Origin of the sequence: Fodinisporobacter ferrooxydans (assembly GCF_022818495.1) — a bacterium.
GTDB classification, from domain to species: domain Bacteria; phylum Bacillota; class Bacilli; order Tumebacillales; family MYW30-H2; genus Fodinisporobacter; species Fodinisporobacter ferrooxydans.
On sequence record NZ_CP089291.1, the window covers coordinates 3,229,097 to 3,251,835 of the forward strand.

Genomic DNA, 22,739 nt, shown 5'->3' on the forward strand with positions numbered 1-22,739 from the left:
TTACTCCCCCAGGTCGACTTTTTTTATGCGATTTTCCAATACTCCAATGCGATCGATTTCAATACGAACCACATCTCCGTCTTTCAAGAATACCTGTGGATCCCGAGCAACTCCTACGCCGCCTGGTGTCCCTGTCAAGATTACATCACCTGGTTCAAGTGTCATCAGATTTGAAAGAAATTCAACCAAATATTGGACGGTAAAAACAAGATTCCGTGTATTGGAATGTTGGCGTTCCTCGCCATTTACGGTTAATACAACCTCAAGTCCCGACGGATCTGAAATCTCATCCGCAGTTACCAGCCATGGACCCATTGGCGCACTTCCTTCTACAGTTTTTCCTTGCAACCATTGAATGGTTCTTCTTTGGATGTCTCTGTATGTGACGTCATTGACAATCGTATAACCAGCCACGTACTCTAAAGCGTTTTCTTGGCTTACATTTCTTGCCCGTTTACCGATAACAAATGCAAATTCTGCCTCATAGTCCAACTGTTCCGAGACCGGAAAATGTGGTACATCATCCTGAGGTCCCAGAATCGTATTGCTGAACTTGGCAAATACTACGGGATACGGTGGTAGTTCTCGTTTCATTTCAAGAATATGCTCGCGATAGTTGTGTCCCACACATATCATTTTGGCCGGATTTAAGACAGGTGCGTCTATTTTCACATCCGATACCTGATGGACAACTTTATATTGAAAAGGCTCGGTATTTTGCTTAACAAATTCGATCGCATGTTTTGCCAAATTCATGCTCTGTTCTCCACCTTGCAAGAACTCCACCATATTCGCCGGAACATATGCTTCCGCAATTTGTTGCGCACGAATTTGTCCCTCTGCTTCTAACATGGAACGACAAGCCAGATTTAAATCTATGATCGTATCGTCTATGACGCTTCCAATTCTGGTATTCCCATCGTAACGAAAACTCACTAGCTTCATATTTTTATCTCCTTTTAACTTAGAAGTAGGAAAATGAATGAAGTACTGCGAAATCGATAGCTTTTTTGAAGGATACTTCCAATGTATTGTCTGATTCCGCTTTCAGATTTCAAATTACTTAACATTCCATTCCTTTACCTTATAGATACATGTATTTTCCATAAACATTGGATCATTTTCAGCCAGTTTAACAGCCTCTTCTAATGAGTTGGCCTGAAGGATGTATGCGCCGCCTGTTTGATCCGTGAATCCACCAGCTGCAACTAAAATATCTTGTTCACGCAATTGTTGTATATATCGCAGATGGTTTGGGATAGATTCACCAGTAAACTGTGGTTGACGCTCGATGAATACAAGAAATTTTTTCATTTTATCACCTCAAGTTCTGTTTATAATAATAGTTGATATTGTTCACTATTTATATAAATATTAAATATCGAAAAAGAAACTTTGTCAATATACTAAGATGATAATATTTATTGTTAAAATATCTTCACCACACCACTTAATGATTTGCATTTCTATATTCGGTCGGTGTGATACCTTCTATTTTTTTGAAGATGCGGGTAAAATATCCGGCATCATCAAAACCTACATAACCCGCTATCTCATCAATTGATGTATAGTCTGTTTTTAAAATCAGTTTTGCTTCTTCAATTCGCTTTTTTTGAAGAAATTCAGTAATCGTCATTCCGGTTTCTTTCTTAAATTGTCTCGATAAATGCGCCGGATGTACGAAACAATATTCTGCCAGATGCTTTAAATCGAATGGTTTGCTATAATGAACATCCAAAAAGCGGACCGCTTTTTGGATCAAAGAAGAGTAACCGGAAATCGCATGCGTTTTCACTAAATCGCAGTACTCATGGCACATGATCATTCTCATCCTATCCAGAGAATCAATGCTATCGATACGTTCAATCTGAATTGCGAACTTCTCAGAAATATGATGTAGGTAAAAAGGATGAACTTTGCCATTCCTCGCTGCAATCCGCAGAAGTGTATTCAAAATGATTAATCCATTTTTCATTACTCGTACTGGTTGGCCTGGAAGACGTTCCGAAAAATCAAATAAATTTCCGAACATTGACAAAGATTGCTCTAACTTTGCTTTTTTGCCCAACTCAACAGCATGCATGATTTCGTTCTCTATCTTGTATCGCAAGTCAATTAAATCCGTATACTCCTCATCCACCTGTTGCAAAATTCCATGATGATGTGTTGCTTTAACACGCTTCGAGGTATTTTTTTCCGCATCTTGGGAATGCAAAGGAGCTTCACGGAGTGTTCGAACCGTATAAAGGACATTTGCAATGCTTTTAATTTTTGAATTGCTGATCAGTTTTAATCCTCGCAAGAACTCTTCAAATATAATCATCTTCTTTTCATCAATCTTGTAAGTTTCTTTAAGTTTCTGCGTATCAGGTGTTTGTTTTAAAAAAGGGCCGATAACGAAAAGTTTGATATCTCCCTCAACTACTTCAACCAAATTTGCCAAATAAGACAGCCCAAACTCGTTCGTATATATGCAGCAATGGTTCAAATGCTGTTCCGCTTCTACCCGAAGGACCGAGAAATCTTTTTTCTGAAATTCAAATAAAAAATCTGGAAAAGGATTGCGTTCTAATTCTAATAGGATCGAGCCATCATGTTCCATTACGGACATGTTGATATCGATCAAATAAAAAATAGTTGCACTTACAGATTCTATATGGAAAGAGTGATCAGTCATTTTCAAACCCCTTCTAATGTTAATGGAATCCTTGTAAAGCAAATATCATCCTTTTTTATTTCAGGATGATACGAGTATAATCATTTCCGGAAACGAATTCAATAACATTCAAAAATGAAAATTTAAGGAGGCAAAGCAAAATGAAAACGTATGGCGACAAAAGATGAAATGGTTGATTTCGCAATTGCATATGAGCCGATATTTGCACAAGCCAGTTTGTTCTCAACGGGGACGACAGGCTTGCGCATTATGGAAAATTTTGGTATTGAACAGGTTCTTACGTTGCCCACGGTATTTTGTCATATTTATAACAATAAAATCGTTATATAAAACAATTCATGTAATGTTTTGGTGGAAGCTAAATCAGCCTATTCCAGGTTTCTAATAACTTGCCAAATTCGATATGCCCAACCTAATCTAAGGAAACGTTGGCTTCTGAAGAGACTGTTTTCGTATGAATGAAGATGTTCGTATGTTTGTAAAAGTTGGCTGCGGATAGTATTGACATATATCTATGATAATATTATATTACATATATATTAATAATAATTATTAAAATGTAATAAATAGAAAAGGAGGCATTAGTATTTCAATCCTAGATCAATTGGATATGAGGTACATATGCAATGGATCTAGCGTAATCAAGCGAACTTGCCGCCAGACCGATAAAGAATGTACAGGGGGATTTTTAAATGTTATAAGCAAACGCTTACAGTTAAACGAATGGAAATTGGCTGATGGCACGCGGCGGTAAAGTGTACGCAAAGCGATGCATTTGTGCAGCGGATTTTGCGTGCATGAATATCGCAAATTTCTCTTCATCGATCCAAGATTGCCTGAAGAGGTACTGCCAAGTGACTGGATTGGAGAGGAAGCGAGGTCATTCTTTCGAAAGTATCATCAATTTTTATCTCCGCTTGCTGAAAAGTTCTTTTATCGTAATTTGGTCGTCATGAATGAAGATGAGGAAGGGGCTATGGTACCTTGAAGAAAATCTATCAACTTTTTATAAATGGAGAATTTGTCAACAGCAGCAATGGCGCCTTCTTTGATACGTATAACCCGGCAACTGGTGCAGTGATTGCACAAGTTGCCAAAGGGACAAAGGAAGATGTTGACAAGGCAGTTGCAGCAGCACGCCAAGCATTCGAACAAGGGTCTTGGCCGAAAATGAACGGGGCAAAAAGAGCTCGTGTATTGAATGAAGTGGCCAGAATCATGCGGAACAGACTCGATGAAATTATCGAGCTTGAAGTTTTGAATAGCGGCAAAACCGTTGCGACCGCAAAAGGTCAGATTGTACAGGCAATTGAAGATTTTGAGTTTTATGCATCGGCGACCGTTACATTGGGCGGGCAAACCGTTCCAATGCCGAATGGATTCTTTACGTATACACTCAAAGAGCCTTTGGGGGTTTGTGGTCAGATCATTCCCTGGAATTATCCGTTCATGATGGCCGCATGGAAGATTGCACCGGCATTGGCAGCAGGTTGTACGGTTGTCTTGAAGCCGGCAAGCAATACGCCGATCACCGCGCTAGTCCTTGCAGAAATTTGCCATGAAGCGGGTGTGCCGGCTGGTGTTGTAAACGTTATAACCGGCAGTGGCGCGGAAATCGGGCCGTACATCAGTGACCATCCGGGCATCGATAAAATAGCTTTTACGGGTGAAACAGCGACCGGGAAAGAAATCATGGCGCGAGCGGCCCAGACCATTAAGAGAGTAACATTGGAGCTGGGCGGCAAATCTGCAAATATTATATTTGATGATGCAGACATTGATGCAGCGGTAGACGGTTCTCTGCATGGAATTTATTACAATACGGGGCAGTCTTGTGAAGCGCGTTCCCGCTTGTTTGTGCATGAGAACATTTACGATGAATTTATGGGGAAATTTTTAGATAAAGTGAGCCGTATCAAAGTTGGCGATCCATTCGACAGTTCTGTGCATATAGGTGCGATCGTTTCCAAAGCACAGGAACAGGTCATTGATCAGTATGTAAAAATCGCGGAAGAAGAGGGAGCAGAAGTCTTGTATGGCGGCAAACGTCCAGAGGGTCCTGATTTTGAAAACGGATACTGGTATATGCCGACAGTGATTGCGAACGTTACAAACAACATGCGTGTGGCCCAGGAAGAAATTTTTGGACCTGTTGTAGTTGTCATGAAGTTTCATGATGAAGATGATGTGGTTCGACAGGCGAACGATTCCATTTATGGTCTGGCTGGAGCTGTTTGGACGCGCGACCATGCCAAAGCATATCGCGTGTCTGCAGCGATTCGTGCCGGAATTGTCATGGTTAACTCGCCCATTTCCGCTTTTCCGGGTGTCGCGTTTGGCGGCTACAAACAATCCGGTTTTGGCAGAGAATTGGCGCTCGAAACCCTGAATTTATACACGGAAACCAAAAGTGTTGTCTCGTATGTGGGCAAACGTCCGTTAAATCTGCTAGGTGTGAAGTAGAAGAAGATGCTCGTGCCTAACCTAAGGTACTCAGGTTGATTTTTGATACAAGCATAAAATGACCAAGGAGGGCTTTTGCCATGACTGCAACAGTACAAACAATGAAGAGTGTAACATTGAAAAAGGAAAATGGGATTGCGGAAATCCATTTGAATGTGAACAAAACAAACGCCTACGATTTTGATGTATACCGGGAACTGAATACAGCGATCGATGACATTCGTTTGGATAATGAGATTCATGTTGCCATTCTGATGAGCGACGTGCCGAAGTTTTTCTCGGTAGGCGCCAATATCAACTTTTTGAAGTCTGCGGAACCGCGCTATAAGACTCAATTTTGCCTCTTTTGCAATGAGACGCTTGATAAAATTGCACGTTCCCCCAAAATTTTCATTGCCATGCTGGAGGGGCACACAGTGGGTGGCGGTTTGGAAATGGCGATGGCTTGCGACCTTCGTTTTGCAGGCGATGGCGACTATAAGATTGGTCTGCCGGAAGTGACATTGGGCGTATTGGCAGGAACTGGCGGAACACAGCGGATGGCCCGTCTGATTGGCTATTCCAAAGCGCTGGATCTGTGCATCACAGGGGATACGCTGTCGCCAAAAGAAGCAAAAGAATGCGGGTTGGTTGACCGTTTGTATGCATTGGATGAAGTGCGGGAACAGACATTTGCCTATGCGCGCAAGTTGGTGGAAGGGCCGACGTATGCGGTTTCCAATATCAAACTGTCGATCATGAACGGCAAGGAAATGCCGCTGAATGTTGCCGTGCGATATGAAGGGGAATTGCAGAACCTGTTATTCCGTTCGCAGGATGCCAAAGAAGGCTTGAGTGCATTCCTGGAAAAACGCCAAGCTGAATTTCAAGGCTTATAATAGATTCATACACACAGGGTCAATCAATGGGGAATGACCAAAAGGGGAGAGAGCATTGGATTGTTTAGGTGTGAAAGATCGGTACAATGCTGCGTATCAATTTATTGAACAAAACGTAGAAAGAGGCTTGGGGAATAAGACAGCAATATATTATAATAATGAAACGTACACATACCAAATGCTTAGGGATCTCATGAATCAGTTTGGAAATGCATTAAAGTCGCTAGAGATAGAATTGGAGAACAGGATTCTGCTTGTATTGGACGATACGCCGGATTTTGCCATCGCCTTTTTTGGCGCGATCAAGATGGGAGTGATACCAATTCCCGTAAATCCCAGGCTGCAGCCGTATGAATACGAGTATTTTTTGAATAACAGCCGTTCCAAAGCACTTGTCATAGAAAAACACATTTGGGAAAAAATATCATTTTTGAGAAACCGCTTTCTATTCCTGAAGCATGTGATTGTGGTGGACAATCAAGGGACATACCCTGACTGTCTTGATTTTCAAGAACTGCTCAGCAAAGAAAGATCAGAGCTTGAATTTACCATAACGGAATGCGATGATGCCGGTTTTTGGCTGTATACATCCGGCAGCACCGGGCTGCCTAAAGGTGTGATTCACCTTCAACAAGATATGGAGGTTGCACTCAATTGTTATGCCAAGGGTGTCTTGAATATCAATGAGCAGGATATTACGTTTTCCGCATCAAAGCTGTATTTTGCATATGGACTCGGAGGCGGACTCTATTTCTCGCTTGGCATCGGCGGATCCACTATATTGATGAGGGAAAACCCATTGCCGGAGAAAATTTTTGAGCATATTGAAACATATCGTCCCACTATATTTTTTGGAGTCCCTACATTATATGCAGCAATGCTTCGAATTGCCGAGAATTCGCAACGAAAATTCGATTTGTCTTCCTTACGAGTTTGTGTTTCAGCAGGTGAAGCGCTTCCGGAATTGTTTTACAAGAAGTTTAAAGATGCGTTTCATGTTGATATACTGGATGGCATCGGATCAACGGAAGCCACACACATCTACATTTCAAATCGTTTCGGAAAGATCCGCCCCGGCAGTACGGGTTTGGCGGTCGATGGATATGAAATCAAAATTGTAGATGAAGCGGGTAAACCAGTACCGCCGAATGTTCCGGGAGATCTTTTGCTGAAGGGAGACAGTCTCGCATGGGGATATTGGAACATTCATGAAACCAGCAAAAAGAAATTCATGGGTGAGTGGTATAATACGGGTGATAAATATTATCAGGATCAGGATGGATTTTACTGGTATTGCGGCAGATCGGATGATATGTTGAAAAATGGCGGCATTTGGGTATCGCCAATTGAAGTTGAGAATGCGCTTCTTCACCATGAAGCAATCCTGGAAGCAGCCGTTGTAGGAGAAGAGGATGGGGATGGACTGACCAAGCCTGTTGCATATATTGTTTTGGATGAAAGCGCTTTAAGACCGGATGAGGCAGAACTCCGCGCATTCGTAAAACAACAACTTGATGCGTATAAATGTCCGAAACGTTTCGTGTTTGTTGACTCATTGCCCAAAACAGCCAGTGGAAAAATCCAGCGTTTTAAGTTAAGAAGCTTTGTCCAGGCATAAATGGCATCCTATGATCCGAAACGTGTGCCCATATAGGTCTATCGTATGAATATTAGAAAAAAATGACTGTTCGCATGTTTGATTCAGAAACCAGAAGGCCGACTCGTGTGCCGGACAGCCGGCGTCTTTTTTTACTTGATACAGCAAATGAAGAAATACGTACCATTCATACAGAATCGGTTTAGCCAGTGAATGGAATCGGTTTCAACAAGATCGTGGACATGTTATATGGGGGTGAGTGCCAATGGAAAATGTATGGCTGGTAGAATATGTCCGTACACCGATTGGCAGGCAAAGTGGCGCTTTGAAACGGGTGCGTCCGGATGACTTGGCTGCCTTAGTGGTGGGTGAGGTAGTACGGCGTGCGGGTGTAGACCCTGGAAATGTAGATGAGGTTTTTATGGGATGTGCGAATCAGGCCGGTGAGGATAATCGCAACGTTGCGCGAATGGCGCTTCTGTTGGCAGGGTTTCCGGAATACGTTCCAGGTGTAACGGTCAATCGTTTATGCGCATCCGGCTTGGAAGCGGTCAACCAGGCTGCCAGAGCGATTGCTTTGGGGGAAATTCAAATAGCGGTTGCCGGTGGGGTCGAAAGTATGACAAGAGCGCCGCTGGTATTCCAGAAACCAGAAATTGAATACGTTCGCGGCAATCAACAGATGTGGGATACTGCGCTGGGGTGGCGTATGGGGAACCCGCAGTTTCCATATCCACTCGAAAGTATGGGTGAAACAGCGGAGAATGTCGCGAAACAATTTGGAATTTCCAGGGAGCACCAGGATGAGTTTGCGTATTACAGTCAACAAAAAGCGAAACAGGCACGAACAGCCGGGATTTTTGCAGAAGAAATTGTACCTGTTGTTGTAAAGGATAAGAAAAGCGAATTCACAGTTTTCGAGGATGAGCATCTCCGCCCGGATACAACGATCGAGTCGCTGGCAAAGTTGCGTCCAGTGTTTCGGGAAAATGGAACCGTGACAGCCGGAAATTCTTCCGGCATTAATGATGGTGCAGCAGCGCTCTTGCTGGTTTCCGAACACAAAGGCCGTGAATTGGGATTGAAACCGCTTGCCCGCTATGTCGTTTCTGCATCATATGGGGTGAGTCCGCGAGTTATGGGTCTGGGGCCTATTTTTGCTGCTCAAAAAGCCCTGAAATTGGCAAACCTCGCAATGGATCAAATCGGATGTGTTGAACTCAACGAGGCGTTTGCATCACAATCGATCGCATGCATACAGGAGTTGGGCTTGGATCCTGCCAAAGTCAATCCAAATGGGGGAGCCATTGCTTTAGGTCACCCGCTGGGATGCTCCGGTGCCAGAATTCTCGGCACATTGGCACGCCAACTGCAGCGTACGAAAAGCCGGTATGGACTTGCAACATTGTGCGTGGGGGTCGGCCAGGGCGTTGCGACGATCATCGAACGCGTACCAGATGCTTCGTACAATTAGGAAACCATGCACTATTGCATATATTTGTTTGATACCGGATTGGCAAATTACCTTGGGGAATAGGGATGATAGAATGAGGAGCAGCATGGCAGAGATCAAAACGACAATTGCAAAAGATGTTGCCGTTACAGCTATTCCAATTTCCACACCGTCTTGCATGGCTTAATCGAGCATAGACTGAACAGAATTGAACAAAAAACCGAAAAAATTTGCGAATTGCTTAGACATGGACCATATAGTCCGATGCAATTATGTGAGCTCTTGTACCCTGAAAAATTTAAAACAGAGTTTGCCTTGGTTGCATCAGAACTGATGGGGCTATTGGATTATATGGAAGAGCAAGGAAAAGTTGCAATAGATGAAATGGACGATCGATATATTTGCAGAATTGCAAAATAAGGGAATGATAACAAAATTTTAAAGCTAAAAAATGAATGAGTCATTTTATATTTCGGAGAGGATACGATGATCAAACGGAAAAATGTCGGAATTTTAGCGACTGGTTCATATGTTCCTGATACAGTGTTAACAAATTATGAGTTAGAAAACATGGTAGATACATCAAATGATTGGATCGTAACGCGAACAGGCATTCAAGAAAGAAGAATCGCGGCAAACGATCAAGCATCCTCCGATTTGGCATATGAAGCTTCCGTACAGGCGTTGAAAAAAGCCGGCATTCGCGGTGCAGATTTAGACATGATCATTGTTGCGACTGTGACGCCCGACACAACATTTCCTTCCACCGCTAACATTCTGCAATATCGCTTGGGAGCGAAAAAGGCCGCATCTTTTGATCTGGCGGCAGCTTGTTCGGGATTTCTCTACGGAATTACAACAGCTGCTCAATTTCTTGAAAATGGACGGTATCGCTACGTTCTGGTGGTAGGTGTTGAGTGTTTATCAAAAGTGGTTGACTGGAGTGACCGCAACACTTGCATCTTATTCGGCGATGGCGCCGGTGCTGCCCTTTTAGGTTGTGTGGAAGAAGGGTATGGGTTTCAATCATTCGAACTTGGTTCGGATGGCAGCGGCGGCCATCTCTTATCGGTCCCTGCAGGCGGATCCAGACTTCCGGCCAGTATGGAAACAGTTGCAAATAAACAGCATTATATTCAAATGGCAGGTTCTGATGTATTTAAATTTGCAGTGCGAGTGATGGAAAGTTCATCATTGACGGTTATTGAAAAGGCCGGCTTGACAAAAGAAGCTATCGATTTTCTCGTGCCGCATCAGGCAAATATCCGGATTATAGATGCTGCAGTCAAACGGCTAGGCATTTCGCCGGATAAAGTGGCAGTCAATTTAAATCGTTATGGAAATATGTCTTCTGCTTCGATTCCTGTTGCACTTGATGAACTTGTGGAATCCAAGCGGGTGCATGCAGGAGATTATTTATTATTTGTAGGGTTTGGCGGCGGACTTACTTGGGGCGCCTCAATTTTGCGTTGGAACACGACGGAGCAGGAGTAGCTTTTTTGGCTAATGCGATACAAAAGCGAGATTCAAAAACATGCATAGCCTTCTCCCAGTCAAGCGGAGATGGCTATGTTTCTTTGTGTTCAGGAAATATTTTGTTTCGCATGTATATCACATCTGAACTACAAGACGCCGAATTATAACCAAAATACATTTCATTAAAAATAAAATGTAATATATTTACGTATTCAATTATCGATCGTTGAACCCGTTTTTTTAGTAAAACAGGCACCGTTCCAATAAGTGGTGTTTGATGAGCGGAGTTATTCTGTTTGCTGCTTGGCTCAATCGATCAATTCGATCGTGCAAGCTACGATGTTAGAGAACTGAGTTGCTGATTTTGATTTTATAAAATATAACAACAAGTATTGACATGTAACTTTAATCATATTATATTACATATATAATTATAATTATTAAAAAATTGTAATATGAAAGGGGATGCCGATCATGGCAGACAATGGACAATTCGCTGCTGAAGAAAAAACACAGAAATTGGTCGAGAGGATTGCAAAAGGTTTTATTGTTGAAACGATGGATGACATGGATGAAGGTTATTTAAAAGCTTTAAAGCAAACGCTTACAATAACGGGTGATACGGAACTGCTGAGTGTTCCACCGCTGCTTACAGTATATAAGAACGCGCCCACATTGAACCGGAAAATTACCGCACTGGCCGTAATACAAGATGAAATCGCACATGCGCACGTCGCATATACACTGCTGGAAGATTTGGGTGTGGATACAACAGATTTGCTGTATTTTCGGTCACCTGAGAAATGGAAGAATCCATATGCATTTGATTACAAATTAAATAATTTTGTGGAGCTTGGCGTCTTCAATGCTTTTTATGACCGGGCCGGATATACGCTCTTGGAAGATGTAGGGGAACACACATCGTTTGGTCCCTGGAAACGTGCGCTAGTGAAGGTGGGGAAAGAGGAACTTTTCCATTTGCGCAATGGTGAATCAATCATGAAAGAAGCGATGAAGAATCCTGAAACCAGGGTACAGGTAGAAGCAGCTGTCAACTGGATGTTCTTGATGGCACTCGAGTTTTTTGGAGTAGCGGATGAACTGAAATCGCGTACAGCTCAATTGGATTATAAATTGAAGGGCAAATCGAATGATGAATTGCGTCAGGTATGGTTAAGCAAGTGTGTGCCGTTTTGCGAGTCAATTGGAGTGAAGGTTCCGGCACATTATGACGAAGAAGCGGGCAAATACGTCATTGATGTTGCGTTTCCGGCCAAGCTTGATAAAGAGCAAAGAAAATGGCTGGTTGACCAGCCGGATACATGGGAGAACGTAATCAAGCGTTTCAAGGAACGGGGACCGGAAAATCAAGAATTTGTGGAAAGGGTTCGGAAAGGGTATCATGACTATCAAAAAATGCGCGAAGTCTCTTGAGAGAGGAGCAGGGGATTTATGTGTGAGCCAAACGAAATAAGCCGCTATTGGGAAGCGTTGAAAGAAGTGGTGGATCCTGAATTCCCAATCTCGGTCGTCGATATGGGATTGATCACGGATATAAAAAAGCAGGAGAATGACAGTATTGATGTATGGATGACATTTACATCAACTGCGTGCGCGTGTATGGACTGGATTCAGGAGGATATCAAAGCAAGGCTTTTGCAAGAGCCGGATGTTGCAGGTGTAAATATTCAGGTTACGTGGGATAAAGCCTGGACGCATGAACGGCTGACTGAGAAAGGACGCAACATTTTACACAATTGGGGGGTGACTGTTTAGATATGGAGCAGCAAAAAAACCATATTTATGAAGTGTTTACACGCAGCCAACGAGGGGATGTATTGGCGCATATCGGTACCGTTGAAGCGCCGACAGATGAGCTCGCCAAATTATATGCGACAGTCATTTATGATGAAGAAACGTGGGCAGAAATGTGCGTCGTTCGCAAAGATGATTTGCACTGGGTCGTTCGGATCGAAGGTTTATTTGCTAAGGAAGGTGGCAAAGTCCATGCATGATGTTAAATTGGGGATTGTAGATGTAATTGAAGCGATTGCTGATAATAAGTTTTTGCTGGGTGATCAGCTTGTTGAAATCGGGTTCAGCGGCCCGGATTTACGTGCCTCACTGGCAGCGATTGCATTGGCACAGTCGGAATTGGGGCATGCCCGGCATCTCTATAATTGGTCGTTTGCATTACAGAATATCGATAGAGAAGTAACGGAACAAACAGGCAATGGATTTCAGCAAATTGCGCAAATTGGCAACTGGGTTGAGTTGATGACTTGGCTGTATACGGTAAATGTTGCTGCAAAAATTGTTTTGGCCGCGTTGTATGAATCAGAAGATCCTGATGTTGCAAAGAGAGTTCCAAAAATGCTGCGTGAATTGGACGAACCGATCACATTTGGTCGTGAATGGTGCACGGTATTTACAAATGAAAGCGGTTCGATTCCGAAAGTTTTTTCCGAGACATTCGGGGAAGCAAATGCACAAATTGAAAAATGGTTGGAAGCGGTCGAACATTCAGAAGCACTCAAACAGGCGCACTATCTGAAAAGCCAACGTTTAACACAGCAATATCGGGAGTCTGTAAAGAAATTCGACCTTGTCATTACAAGCTAAACGAATGGACTGATCCGGATGATAAGAATAAAAGAAGAAATAAAAAAAGAAGAACATGTTGTCGTTTGTCCCTTTTGTCAATCGGAACAGGTTCATCGCATCTCGGGCTTTGGGAGAGCCCAATTGGTAGAGCAACTTCGCTGTTCCGACTGCAAAAGTGTGTTTGAGCGCATCAAGTGGCAATAGTGTCGCAATCATGCAACAGCCCACATTACGGATTCACAGGTCCGATTGGGGTCTTGCGAACAATATGAACCACACAACCCAATGCGTTGATTCATTATAAAACTACAGTCTAAAGATTGCAACAAACATATTTGGGGAGGGCTTTTGCCATGACAGCAACAGTACAAACAATGAAGAGTGTAACATTGAAAAAGGAAAATGGGATTGCGGAAATCCATTTGAATGTGAACAAAACAAACGCGTACGATTTTGATGTATACCGGGAACTGAATACAGCGATCGATGACATTCGTTTGGATAATGAGATTCATGTTGCCATTCTGATGAGCGACGTGCCGAAGTTTTTCTCGGTAGGCGCCAATATCAACTTTTTGAAGTCTGCGGAACCGCGCTATAAGACACAATTTTGCCTCTTTTGCAATGAGACGCTTGATAAAATTGCACGTTCCCCCAAAATTTTCATTGCCATGCTGGAGGGACACACAGTGGGTGGCGGTTTGGAAATGGCGATGGCTTGCGACCTTCGTTTTGCAGGCGATGGCGACTATAAGATTGGTCTGCCGGAAGTGACATTGGGCGTATTGGCAGGAACTGGCGGAACACAGCGGATGGCCCGTCTGATTGGCTATTCCAAAGCGCTGGATCTGTGCATCACAGGGGATACGCTGTCGCCAAAAGAAGCAAAAGAATGCGGGTTGGTTGACCGTTTGTATGCATTGGATGAAGTGCGGGAACAGACATTTGCCTATGCGCGCAAGTTGGTGGAAGGGCCGACGTATGCGGTTTCCAATATCAAACTGTCGATCATGAACGGCAAGGAAATGCCGCTGAATGTTGCCGTGCGATATGAAGGGGAATTGCAGAACCTGTTATTCCGTTCGCAGGATGCCAAAGAAGGCTTGAGTGCATTCCTGGAAAAACGCCAAGCTGAATTTCAAGGCTTATAATCGATTCATCGGGTCATATAAAGATGCAATATCGAAATGTTCTCGATATTGCATCTTTGCCTTAGAACCTATTGCCTTATGAATTGAAAAAAGGGTCCTGAAGAATTTTATCAACGTATTGTAAAAATAATCGTATTCTTTCACGCCAATTTATCTTGTTGTCACAAAAGGGTGGAAAATTTGCATCAGACTCTAAAAAACATTTATTTTTCAATGCCTTTTTTTCAGAATGTATTTCCGGAAGACGCACATATATTGCTATGTGATACCGAAAAAGTACTGGTTTCTCTCAGCGGGAAAAACCTCGACATGGGAGTACAAGAAGGAACACGAATCTCCGACCTAAAAGGCACCGCAGCTGAACAGGCGCTGACGACTAGAAAAATTATCAGAGACGAGAAGGGACCGGAGAAATTTGGTATTCCTTATATAGGCATGGGCGTCCCATTGTTTGAAGATGATCAACTCATAGGAGTTCTATCTATCGCGATGTCCAACACTCGATATGAAAAACTGCGCAATGATGCAACTGAACTTACTGCGATGGTAGAGGAATTGTCAGCTACGACTGACGAAATTTCGACTGCTTCCACGCATGTGGCGGTAATGGCTCAGGAGGCATCGCAGTTGGCTGACGAAATGAGCAAATTCGTAAATCAAATTGACCATATTGCAGGGTTCGTTCATAACGTATCTACTCAAACGCATCTCTTAGGGTTGAATGCGACAATTGAGGCCGCCCATGCAGGTGAAAGCGGCCGGGGCTTTACAGTCGTAGCTCAGGAAATACGCAAACTGGCAGAACAAAGCAAACAAGCAACCAAAGAAATCAGCAACGAATTAACTCGCATACAAGAACAAATGCAAAAAATGGTTGCCGTGCTACATAGTATTTCGGCAGATACTGAAGAACATGCTGCGAGTATTCTAAATCTAAAAGTAATTTTTGAGCATATATCCGGAACAGCTGATGACATGATGTCATTATCCAATGTTACTGCTTCATCATAAAACAAAGCATCACTACCATACCACCATAGACTCGTCGAACATCTTATCCTCTTTGTATTTTTAGCCCACTTGAAAAAATCCCAGTCTGAAGATTGGGATTCTGTTTGTTATATAACATGAAAATAATAAAATCATTTATAAGTTGTAACGAACATTAACGTATCAGCTCCTGTTTCCATGGATACATTCATGGCTTTTCATAGGTATCTTTTTGTATGGCCCGATGTAGGAGCGGCATATAATCTTTGATCATATAAAAGGCTTTTATTCACTGAGCTTAGTTACGTATCTTGCTCGATAGGATCGCGGCAATAAAAAAGCTGCCCTTTGCAGAGCAGCTATGCTGTTGTCTCTTAGGCAATACCTGAATTTGAATATGAATGTGTTCGAAAATTTGAATGAAACTTCGTTAAAATAGTCAACCATCAGCTTCTGATAAGGATTATACAGTTCTAACCATATCCCTGCCATCATGTGCTAGTGCCCGTGCAAAACCATCCTGTGTTTGCGGCAAGGCAAGAGAACTTGCTGCTGCCAATAGTGCGCCAAACACAAGAAACCAAAACGCAGCTTGAAACGAGGAAGCGCTGACTAATGCGCCCATGATCATTGGTGAAAGTACGCCGCCAAATTGCCCGCCGAAGTTCACCATAGCACTGCCAAGCCCTACAATTTCCGGAGAGAGCATACGCATCGGCATTCCGAATATGGGCATGAAGCATGCGTTTAAGAAAAAGATCGCTATCGTTTCATAGACAACAAACTCACTAAGGCCAGTTGCGCTCAACATGAAAATCAAAAAGACTGCAGCGATCAACATGCATGGTATAATAATCCATCTTTGGCGGTTATAAAAGTACCGGTCATAAATCCAACCACCGAGAAAAACAGAAATCATTGAGGCAAAGTTAGGAATGGAAGCCAGAATTCCAGTATGAACCATGTTAATATGCCGTATTTCAAGCAGATACGTGGGCATCCATGCGTTAATTCCCCACTGTACGATGTCGAGTCCGCAGAACATCAGGAACAGCTTCCACATTACACCGCTCTTCAATAACTGAGAAATTCGAGCATTTACTCCCGAAACTTCATTTTCTAACTGTGCAGATGTAAACTCTGGTTCTTTTTCTTGATTTTCCACGGACAATTTGCGCGGCAATGCAAACCAAAGAATGACGGCCATTATTACGCCAAATCCGGCCACCCAGATAAATGCCCCTTTCCAACCGACAGAAACGATTAAAGGTGCCGCGATTAACGGCGCTATGGCTACACCCAGTGGATTTGATGCCATCATCGCGCCCTGGGCTGTCATCCGGTTTTTTCGGATCGTCCTCTCCGCGATGGCTTTGTATGTGGCGGCCGGAAAGATCCCTTCAAAAATTCCGAAGAGGAACCGTACGACAAGCAACGAAACATAATTCGTTACAGCGCCAGTGAGAGCTGTAAAAGCAGACCAAGCAACTAGTGCAAACGCCATGGTCCTCTTGGAGCCAAAGCGATCTGCTATCAAACCGCCGGGAATTTGGAATATGGCGTAGGCAAAGAAGAAAGCACTTATGATTGCACCCAGTTCGACTGGATTTAGATGATATTGCTTACCAATCGAAGGCAATGCCATTGTTATGACGAGTCTATCAATATAGTCGATGAGCCACGCGAAAAATAAAAGAGTTACAGTTGCATTGGTGACTTTCTTGATCTCTGAAGGTATTGTAGTCATATCTTATCTTTCCCCCTCCAACAATTTTAGAGCTGCATTGATAAACATCTTGATACCAATCTCCAAAGCATCCTCATCCACTGTGAAACGGGGGTGATGATGGGGAAAATCGCTGCCTTTGTCAGGATTGCGCGCGCCTATGTTGAAATAAGTTCCAGGCGCTTTTTGTTGAAACGCTGAAAAATCCTCACTTCCCATGTTTGGCCCAAGTACTATAAGTGACTCTTCCCCAAAAACTTCCCGTACGGTTTCCTCAACAACATGTGTAATTTCTAAATCGTTCACGACCGGACGATATCCAAACTCATAATTTAGTTCATACGATGCGCCATGCGCTTTCGTAATTCCCCTTATAATTTGTTCCATTTTATTAGGAATGGACTCTCGAAGATCCACATCGAAACAACGCACAGAACCGCGCAATTCAACAGTACTAGGGATCACATTAAAATTGTTTCCGCCGTGGATACTCGTGATTGAAATCACCAGATTTTTTAGAGGGTCTGTATTTCTGGAAACAATTTGCTGAAGATTGCCCACTACCTGGCTGGCAATAACGATGGGATCGATCGTTTCATGCGGATTCGCACCGTGTCCCCCGCTACCCTTGATCGTAATCGAAAAAATATCCCGGGCAGCCATCATCGGTCCGTAGGCGATACCAATTTTTCCGATTTCGAGTGTCGACATCAGGTGGGCGCCAATAACCAGATCCACACCCTCCATCACTCCTGCCTGAACCATTTCTTCCGCTCCACCCGGATGCTGTTCTTCGGCATGTTGAAAAAGAAAACGAATCTCACCTTTGATTTGTTCCTTCATACCGCATAAGATCTTGGCTGTTCCCAATAACATTGCGGTATGTCCGTCATGTCCGCAAGCATGCATGACACCGGGAGTTCTCGATATAAATTCAAATGTATTTTCTTCGTATATCGGCAAAGCGTCCATATCTGCACGAATCGCCAATACTCTGCCTGGCCGTTGTCCAATGATGCGAGCCATTACGCTTGTTTCTGTCGGACGCGACACCTCTAATCCGCCAAATGACAGAAGCGTCTCATAGACAAACTGCGATGTTTTGTACTCTTTGAAAGATAATTCCGGATTTTCATGCAGATATCGTCTCCACCCAATCACTTCGTTCGTACTATGTTCCAGATTTTTGATTGCCATGAAAAATGCCTCCCTGTCCCTTATCTGAATTGAACTTACGTAACCTTGCTTTCACATCCACTTTAAGAAAGCGTTTACATTAAAGTAATATGTTTTAATGCGGTTTCATTATATTTCCCCTTTGCATAAGACTGTCTTCCTTTGCTTTATGTTATAAAATATTGAAAATTCAATCAATGTGTGTGTACACTATAATTAATTGTTTTTATTGTTGCTATCAACAATGGAGGGTGAAATTGAGTGATGGAGAAAATCGTTGAAAATGTATATTTATTTTTAGAAAACAAATTTAAGAATATCCCTATTCAAATTTGGATTTGCAAACCGCAAACTAGCCGCCCCGATTTACTTTATAAGCATGGCGAAATCGGGTTTATCCCGAAACCGGGCTTTCCTATCGGAACAGGAAATGACAGATATATTCTCGATCAACAACACAATACAACGATTCTTTCACTTTTTTATCCAAGTAATTACCAAATTATCATCTGTTTTTTAGACAAACAGATGGTTCTTGATAATAAAACAATCGAATATTTATATATGCTACTTTCTATTACGTACGCGAATGAGAGGATTCAATTAAAAGAGAGGGAATCAGAAACTTTAGTTGAAAGCATTCGCTCGATTACATCGTCGCTTGACGTAAACGAGTTGTTGATAAAAATAATAAGGAATGCGCTCGCGGTTATTCATGCAGCCGATGCAGGCTATTTGCAATTATATGACCCTGAAACCGATTGTTTACTTCCTAAAACAGCCGTTGGTTTTAATGAAAACATTCAATCATTCAAAGTAAAAATCGGTGAGTCGATTACAGGGAGGGTTTTTCAGGAAGGAACCCCTGTAATATACCATTCCAGATCAGAAATATACAATGCAATGAGCAAAATATCCAAAGAAAACTTTCTTCATATTCAACACGCAACGGATAATAAATACCTAAAAGCTCTAATAAGTGTACCGATAACGATGGGGAAAAAACGAATCGGGGTGATGACGGTACACCAATTCCATCAAGAGGGAAAACTCACGGATCACGACGTAAGTTTACTTCAAGGCTTTGCTGCTCAAGCGGCAATCGCCATCCATAACGCTCAATTGTATACGGAACTAAAAATGCGGTTAGAAGACGTTACCGAATTAACAAATCAATTAATGGAGAAGAATCAATTCCTGTTAAAGAGAAATGAAGTACACCAAACCCTGACACAGCTTTCTTTACAAAATAAAGGCCAAGATGTAATCATTTCGGAATTGGCAAGAATGATGGATCGAGATGTTTTCTTCTATGATTACTTGGAAGCAGAATATTATCCTAAAACAAAAACCACTTATCCGTATTTTGTCATTGCTGAAATTTCTAAGATTCTTAAAAAAAATCGTGAACCTTTCTACTTTGACGGAAGTGAATCGAAAACAGCAAATTATTATATCTATCCCATTTTATCTGGCACTGTTTTTTTAGGTTGTTTCATAGTCGATTTGCAACGAAAGCTTTCGCAGTTGGATCAAATCTCAATCGAACAGGGCGGATCAATTCTTGCTTTGGAATTGGTCAAGAAACGGACACAAGCGGAGGTCTACTATAAAAAATCACATGAAATTTTTAAAGAATTACTGCAAAATAAAGATCCAAAATTCTTATTGACAAAAGGAAAAGAACTTAGACTGAATCTATCTTCCTTTTTATTAGTTGTGTTGTTTGAAATTGTTTATTACCAGGATTTGCAAAATTTAGAAGCTACGGTCCATAGACTGGTCTCCGGAATCAAAAGAAAAATATCCGCCAGTGCCGCACTCGTTTTTGGATTTCATAATAAAGTAACCATGCTCTGTTCATTTGCAGACTCAACACGAATTGAAGAATTTATTAACCTTTTAAAATCGATTTTGAAGGAATGGGAAAATAACGATGATCCTGCTTTATGTGTTGGAGTAAGTACTTCATATATTGGAATTGAAAATATTTCAATATGTTATGATGAGGCAAATAAGGCACTTTCCTATTTAACAGACCGAAATAAAATTGGCATTATGAGATATGATGAGATTGGGATTAATCGCCTATTTTTAAACCAGCCGCCTCAAGAAATCCAGAATTTCTTGGATGAAATTTTTTATCCGTTGCGAACCGAGAAAGCGAAATCGAACGATCTGGAAAATACGCTTTTCACTTATATTAAATTAAACCGATCCACTATCCAAACAGCTGAAAAACTTCATATTCACACCAACACACTTTATCACAGAATCAAAAAAATTGAAGAGTTATTGAATATTAATATGAATGATTTGGAGGATCTTTTAAAAATCCTATTGGCATGTCATTTGCAGGAAAGCTTTAAAAAATAAAGACCTCTTCCCTAAAGAGAAAAAGAATTCAGACCGACCAACATCTTATTGCGCATTACCGCGTAGCTTCATAAGGTGTAAAGCCCCATGGCCATAGTAGACACGATCTGAAGAAAATGTATAATACAATCCATTCCGATCTGAGGTGTAAACGATGAAACGACATCGATTGATTTCAAAAAACAATTGACAATATGAAATGGATCAATTATCTTATAATTACGAAATATCTAAATATGTACATGCGGTTGAATATTGCGGGAGAGACTGAACGATACGTTTGGCACCGAAGGAGCAAATTCTAAAAATCCTTAGGATGTAACTCTCAGGTAAAAGGACCGCAATTGGACGCACCTCTGGAGAGAGCGATGAGCCACCAAAGGGGAATCTCTTTAAGAAGAGCGAATGAAAAGAATAATATTCTTTTCAAATGCTTAACAAAGGAGTTTAATCTCTCAGGTAAAAAGGACAGAGGAAGGGTAGAATTCGAGTCAATTTCTATCTTTCCTCTGTCCTTTTTGTGTTTGAAAAGGAAGCGGAATGGAGATAGATTTTTAGGAAACTTGGGAATTTTTTATAAGATGAACTGCATATCATAGCGGATGAGTATTGTGTGAGAGACCGGATGATCAATCGGCACCGAAGGAGCAAATCCTAAAAAATCCTTAGGATGTAACTCTCAGGTAAAAGGATCACAATAGGACGCACCTCTGGAGAGAGCATGATGCCACCAAAGGGGTAAAATCCAGCAAGACATTCATCGAGAAGGAATCTGGAATGCCAAGATGAATGCTCGCAGGATCAGACTCTCAGGTAAAAGGACAGAGGAAAGATAGGTAAAATTACTTTACTATCTTTCCTCTGTCCTTTTTGTTTGGGGGAAGGTAGAACTCAGGGAGGTTTTATATCGATGAGCCTAATGATCAATGATCAAGAGATCTATGCAGCGATCGAACAGGAGCGGCAACGACAGAATAGTACTCTGGAATTGATTGCCTCAGAAAACTTTGTCAGCGAAGATGTAATGGCCGCAATGGGTACGGTTTTAACCAATAAATATGCAGAAGGATACCCTGGAAAGCGGTACTATGGCGGATGTGAATATGTTGACATAGCCGAAAAGTTGGCGATCGATCGGTTGAAAAAGCTGTTTGGCTCAGCCTACGCCAATGTGCAACCGCATTCAGGCGCACAGGCCAATATGGCTGTGCTATTCGCCTTGCTTCGCCCAGGAGATACGATCATGGGAATGAACTTATCCCATGGCGGACATTTAACGCACGGAAGTCCTGTCAGCATGTCGGGAAAATGGTTTGATGTAGTGGCCTATGGCGTAAAAGAAGATACACATCTGATTGATTATGATGGAGTTGAACAGCTGGCCCAGAAGCATCGCCCGAAATTGATCATTGCCGGAACAAGCGCCTATCCACGTTTTATCGACTTTGCGCGATTCAGGGATATTGCGGATAAAATCGACGCCTATCTGATGGTGGACATGGCTCACATTGCAGGTCTGGTGGCGGCAGGCTTGCATCCTTCCCCGGTTCCTCATGCACATGTGGTAACGAGCACAACGCATAAGACGCTGCGTGGACCACGCGGAGGCATCATCCTTACAAACGATGAAGAATTCAATAAGGCAATCAATAAAGCTGTCTTTCCGGGCATTCAAGGTGGCCCGCTGATGCATGTGATTGCCGCGAAGGCAGTCTCTTTCAAGGAAGCTCTGCAACCAAGTTTTCAGGAATATGCACAGCAAGTCGTAAAAAATGCTGCTGTTTTGGCGGAAACATTAAAAGGGGAGGGAGCCGCGCTGGTATCGGGAGGTACGGATAATCACCTGCTATTGGTTGATGTTCGACCTTGGGGACTGACCGGCAAGGACGCCGAGCGGTTGCTGGAGGAAGCCGGAATTACAGTGAATAAGAATACGATACCATTTGATCCTGCCAGCCCGTTTGTGACCAGTGGAATTCGTATCGGAACCGCCGCTATCACCACCCGTGGCATGAAGGAACAGGAAATCGTGAACATCGGCCGATATATTGCTTCCGTATTGGAAAGTGGCGGGGAACATACGGTTGTCCAGCAGGTAAGGAATAGCATATCGCAAGTATGTCAGAGTTTCCCTCTCTACGAAAAAGCGGCAATCAAGTAAGGAGGCAAGAA

General features: G+C 42.5%; 20 protein-coding genes, 1 pseudogene and 3 riboswitches. Of the genes and pseudogenes, 16 read left to right on the forward strand and 5 right to left on the reverse strand.

The features are described 5' to 3' along the window. The 3 genes from LSG31_RS15475 to LSG31_RS15485 all read right to left on the reverse strand — a co-directional run bounded on the left by LSG31_RS15475 (nt 1) and on the right by LSG31_RS15485 (nt 2,719). On the reverse strand, nt 1-945 hold the full coding sequence (locus LSG31_RS15475) for a fumarylacetoacetate hydrolase family protein (protein ID WP_347435970.1): 945 nt from the start codon (nt 943-945) through the stop codon (nt 1-3). Nucleotides 946-1,059: 114 nt separating this feature from the next. Continuing rightward, nucleotides 1,060-1,314: a YciI family protein gene (locus tag LSG31_RS15480; RefSeq protein WP_347435971.1), complete on the reverse strand. Its 255-nt coding sequence runs from the start codon at nt 1,312-1,314 to the stop codon at nt 1,060-1,062. Nucleotides 1,315-1,450: 136 nt separating this feature from the next. Next, a complete protein-coding gene (locus LSG31_RS15485) occupies nt 1,451-2,719 on the reverse strand; it encodes an AraC family transcriptional regulator (RefSeq protein WP_347435972.1) in 1,269 nt (422 codons plus the stop codon). A 108-nt stretch (nt 2,720-2,827) separates the two neighbouring features. Here LSG31_RS15485 and LSG31_RS15490 point away from each other — a divergent pair. The 14 genes and pseudogenes from LSG31_RS15490 to LSG31_RS15555 form a co-directional block, all read left to right on the forward strand. Next, nucleotides 2,828-2,944: pseudogene (locus tag LSG31_RS15490) on the forward strand (methylglyoxal synthase); the annotation flags it as partial. Between the two features lie 502 nt (nt 2,945-3,446). Beyond that, nucleotides 3,447-3,665 (forward strand): PaaX family transcriptional regulator C-terminal domain-containing protein, encoded by a 219-nt coding sequence (locus LSG31_RS15495; protein WP_347435973.1) that lies wholly within the window; start codon nt 3,447-3,449, stop codon nt 3,663-3,665. Beyond that, the gene (locus tag LSG31_RS15500; protein ID WP_347435974.1) at nt 3,662-5,140 is read left to right on the forward strand and encodes an aldehyde dehydrogenase family protein; all 1,479 of its coding nucleotides are present in this window, start codon (nt 3,662-3,664) and stop codon (nt 5,138-5,140) included. Before LSG31_RS15495 ends, LSG31_RS15500 begins: the two co-directional genes overlap by 4 nt. A gap of 80 nt (nt 5,141-5,220) precedes the next feature. Beyond that, the gene (locus LSG31_RS15505; protein ID WP_347435975.1) at nt 5,221-6,018 is read left to right on the forward strand and encodes an enoyl-CoA hydratase/isomerase family protein; all 798 of its coding nucleotides are present in this window, start codon (nt 5,221-5,223) and stop codon (nt 6,016-6,018) included. A 55-nt stretch (nt 6,019-6,073) separates the two neighbouring features. After that, nucleotides 6,074-7,636 carry a benzoate-CoA ligase family protein gene (locus LSG31_RS15510; protein WP_347435976.1) on the forward strand — a complete coding sequence of 521 codons (1,563 nt, stop codon included), beginning with the start codon at nt 6,074-6,076 and terminating at the stop codon, nt 7,634-7,636. Nucleotides 7,637-7,880: 244 nt separating this feature from the next. Continuing rightward, the gene (locus LSG31_RS15515) at nt 7,881-9,089 is read left to right on the forward strand and encodes a thiolase family protein (RefSeq protein ID WP_347435977.1); all 1,209 of its coding nucleotides are present in this window, start codon (nt 7,881-7,883) and stop codon (nt 9,087-9,089) included. 465 nt (nt 9,090-9,554) lie between these two features. Beyond that, a complete protein-coding gene (locus tag LSG31_RS15520; RefSeq protein WP_347435978.1) occupies nt 9,555-10,562 on the forward strand; it encodes a beta-ketoacyl-ACP synthase III in 1,008 nt (335 codons plus the stop codon). A 456-nt stretch (nt 10,563-11,018) separates the two neighbouring features. Next, nucleotides 11,019-11,978 (forward strand): Phenylacetic acid catabolic protein, encoded by a 960-nt coding sequence (locus tag LSG31_RS15525; RefSeq protein WP_347435979.1) that lies wholly within the window; start codon nt 11,019-11,021, stop codon nt 11,976-11,978. 18 nt (nt 11,979-11,996) lie between these two features. Next, nucleotides 11,997-12,320, forward strand: a complete 324-nt coding sequence (locus tag LSG31_RS15530) for a metal-sulfur cluster assembly factor (RefSeq protein ID WP_347435980.1) — start codon at nt 11,997-11,999, stop codon at nt 12,318-12,320. A gap of 2 nt (nt 12,321-12,322) precedes the next feature. Further along, nucleotides 12,323-12,559 (forward strand): hypothetical protein, encoded by a 237-nt coding sequence (locus tag LSG31_RS15535; RefSeq protein ID WP_347435981.1) that lies wholly within the window; start codon nt 12,323-12,325, stop codon nt 12,557-12,559. Then, nucleotides 12,552-13,166: a Phenylacetic acid catabolic protein gene (locus tag LSG31_RS15540; protein ID WP_347435982.1), complete on the forward strand. Its 615-nt coding sequence runs from the start codon at nt 12,552-12,554 to the stop codon at nt 13,164-13,166. The genes LSG31_RS15535 and LSG31_RS15540 overlap by 8 nt, the downstream gene beginning before the upstream one ends. Before the next feature lie 18 nt (nt 13,167-13,184). After that, the gene (locus tag LSG31_RS15545; protein ID WP_347435983.1) at nt 13,185-13,352 is read left to right on the forward strand and encodes a PaaD-like zinc ribbon domain-containing protein; all 168 of its coding nucleotides are present in this window, start codon (nt 13,185-13,187) and stop codon (nt 13,350-13,352) included. Between the two features lie 149 nt (nt 13,353-13,501). Next, on the forward strand, nt 13,502-14,299 hold the full coding sequence (locus LSG31_RS15550) for an enoyl-CoA hydratase/isomerase family protein (protein ID WP_347435975.1): 798 nt from the start codon (nt 13,502-13,504) through the stop codon (nt 14,297-14,299). A gap of 180 nt (nt 14,300-14,479) precedes the next feature. After that, nucleotides 14,480-15,310, forward strand: coding sequence for a methyl-accepting chemotaxis protein (locus LSG31_RS15555; RefSeq protein WP_347435984.1), 831 nt, complete (start codon nt 14,480-14,482; stop codon nt 15,308-15,310). A gap of 442 nt (nt 15,311-15,752) precedes the next feature. Here LSG31_RS15555 and LSG31_RS15560 read toward each other — a convergent pair whose 3' ends face one another. Both LSG31_RS15560 and LSG31_RS15565 read right to left on the reverse strand, forming a co-directional pair. Then, nucleotides 15,753-17,036, reverse strand: a complete 1,284-nt coding sequence (locus LSG31_RS15560) for an MFS transporter (protein ID WP_347435985.1) — start codon at nt 17,034-17,036, stop codon at nt 15,753-15,755. A 3-nt stretch (nt 17,037-17,039) separates the two neighbouring features. Then, on the reverse strand, nt 17,040-18,212 hold the full coding sequence (locus LSG31_RS15565) for a M20 family metallopeptidase (RefSeq protein ID WP_347435986.1): 1,173 nt from the start codon (nt 18,210-18,212) through the stop codon (nt 17,040-17,042). 243 nt (nt 18,213-18,455) lie between these two features. Here LSG31_RS15565 and LSG31_RS15570 point away from each other — a divergent pair, with 243 nt between their 5' ends. Together LSG31_RS15570 and glyA are read left to right on the forward strand one after the other, a co-directional pair. Then, entirely contained in the window at nt 18,456-20,567 is a 2,112-nt protein-coding gene (locus LSG31_RS15570; protein WP_347435987.1) for a helix-turn-helix domain-containing protein, read from the forward strand. Between the two features lie 248 nt (nt 20,568-20,815). Further along, nucleotides 20,816-20,918, forward strand: a riboswitch (glycine riboswitch). A gap of 251 nt (nt 20,919-21,169) precedes the next feature. Next, a riboswitch (glycine riboswitch) is annotated at nt 21,170-21,272 on the forward strand. Nucleotides 21,273-21,274: 2 nt separating this feature from the next. Further along, nucleotides 21,275-21,395: riboswitch (glycine riboswitch) on the forward strand. A gap of 82 nt (nt 21,396-21,477) precedes the next feature. After that, nucleotides 21,478-22,728, forward strand: a complete 1,251-nt coding sequence (gene glyA, locus LSG31_RS15575) for a serine hydroxymethyltransferase (protein WP_347435988.1) — start codon at nt 21,478-21,480, stop codon at nt 22,726-22,728. Nucleotides 22,729-22,739 lie beyond the last annotated feature (11 nt).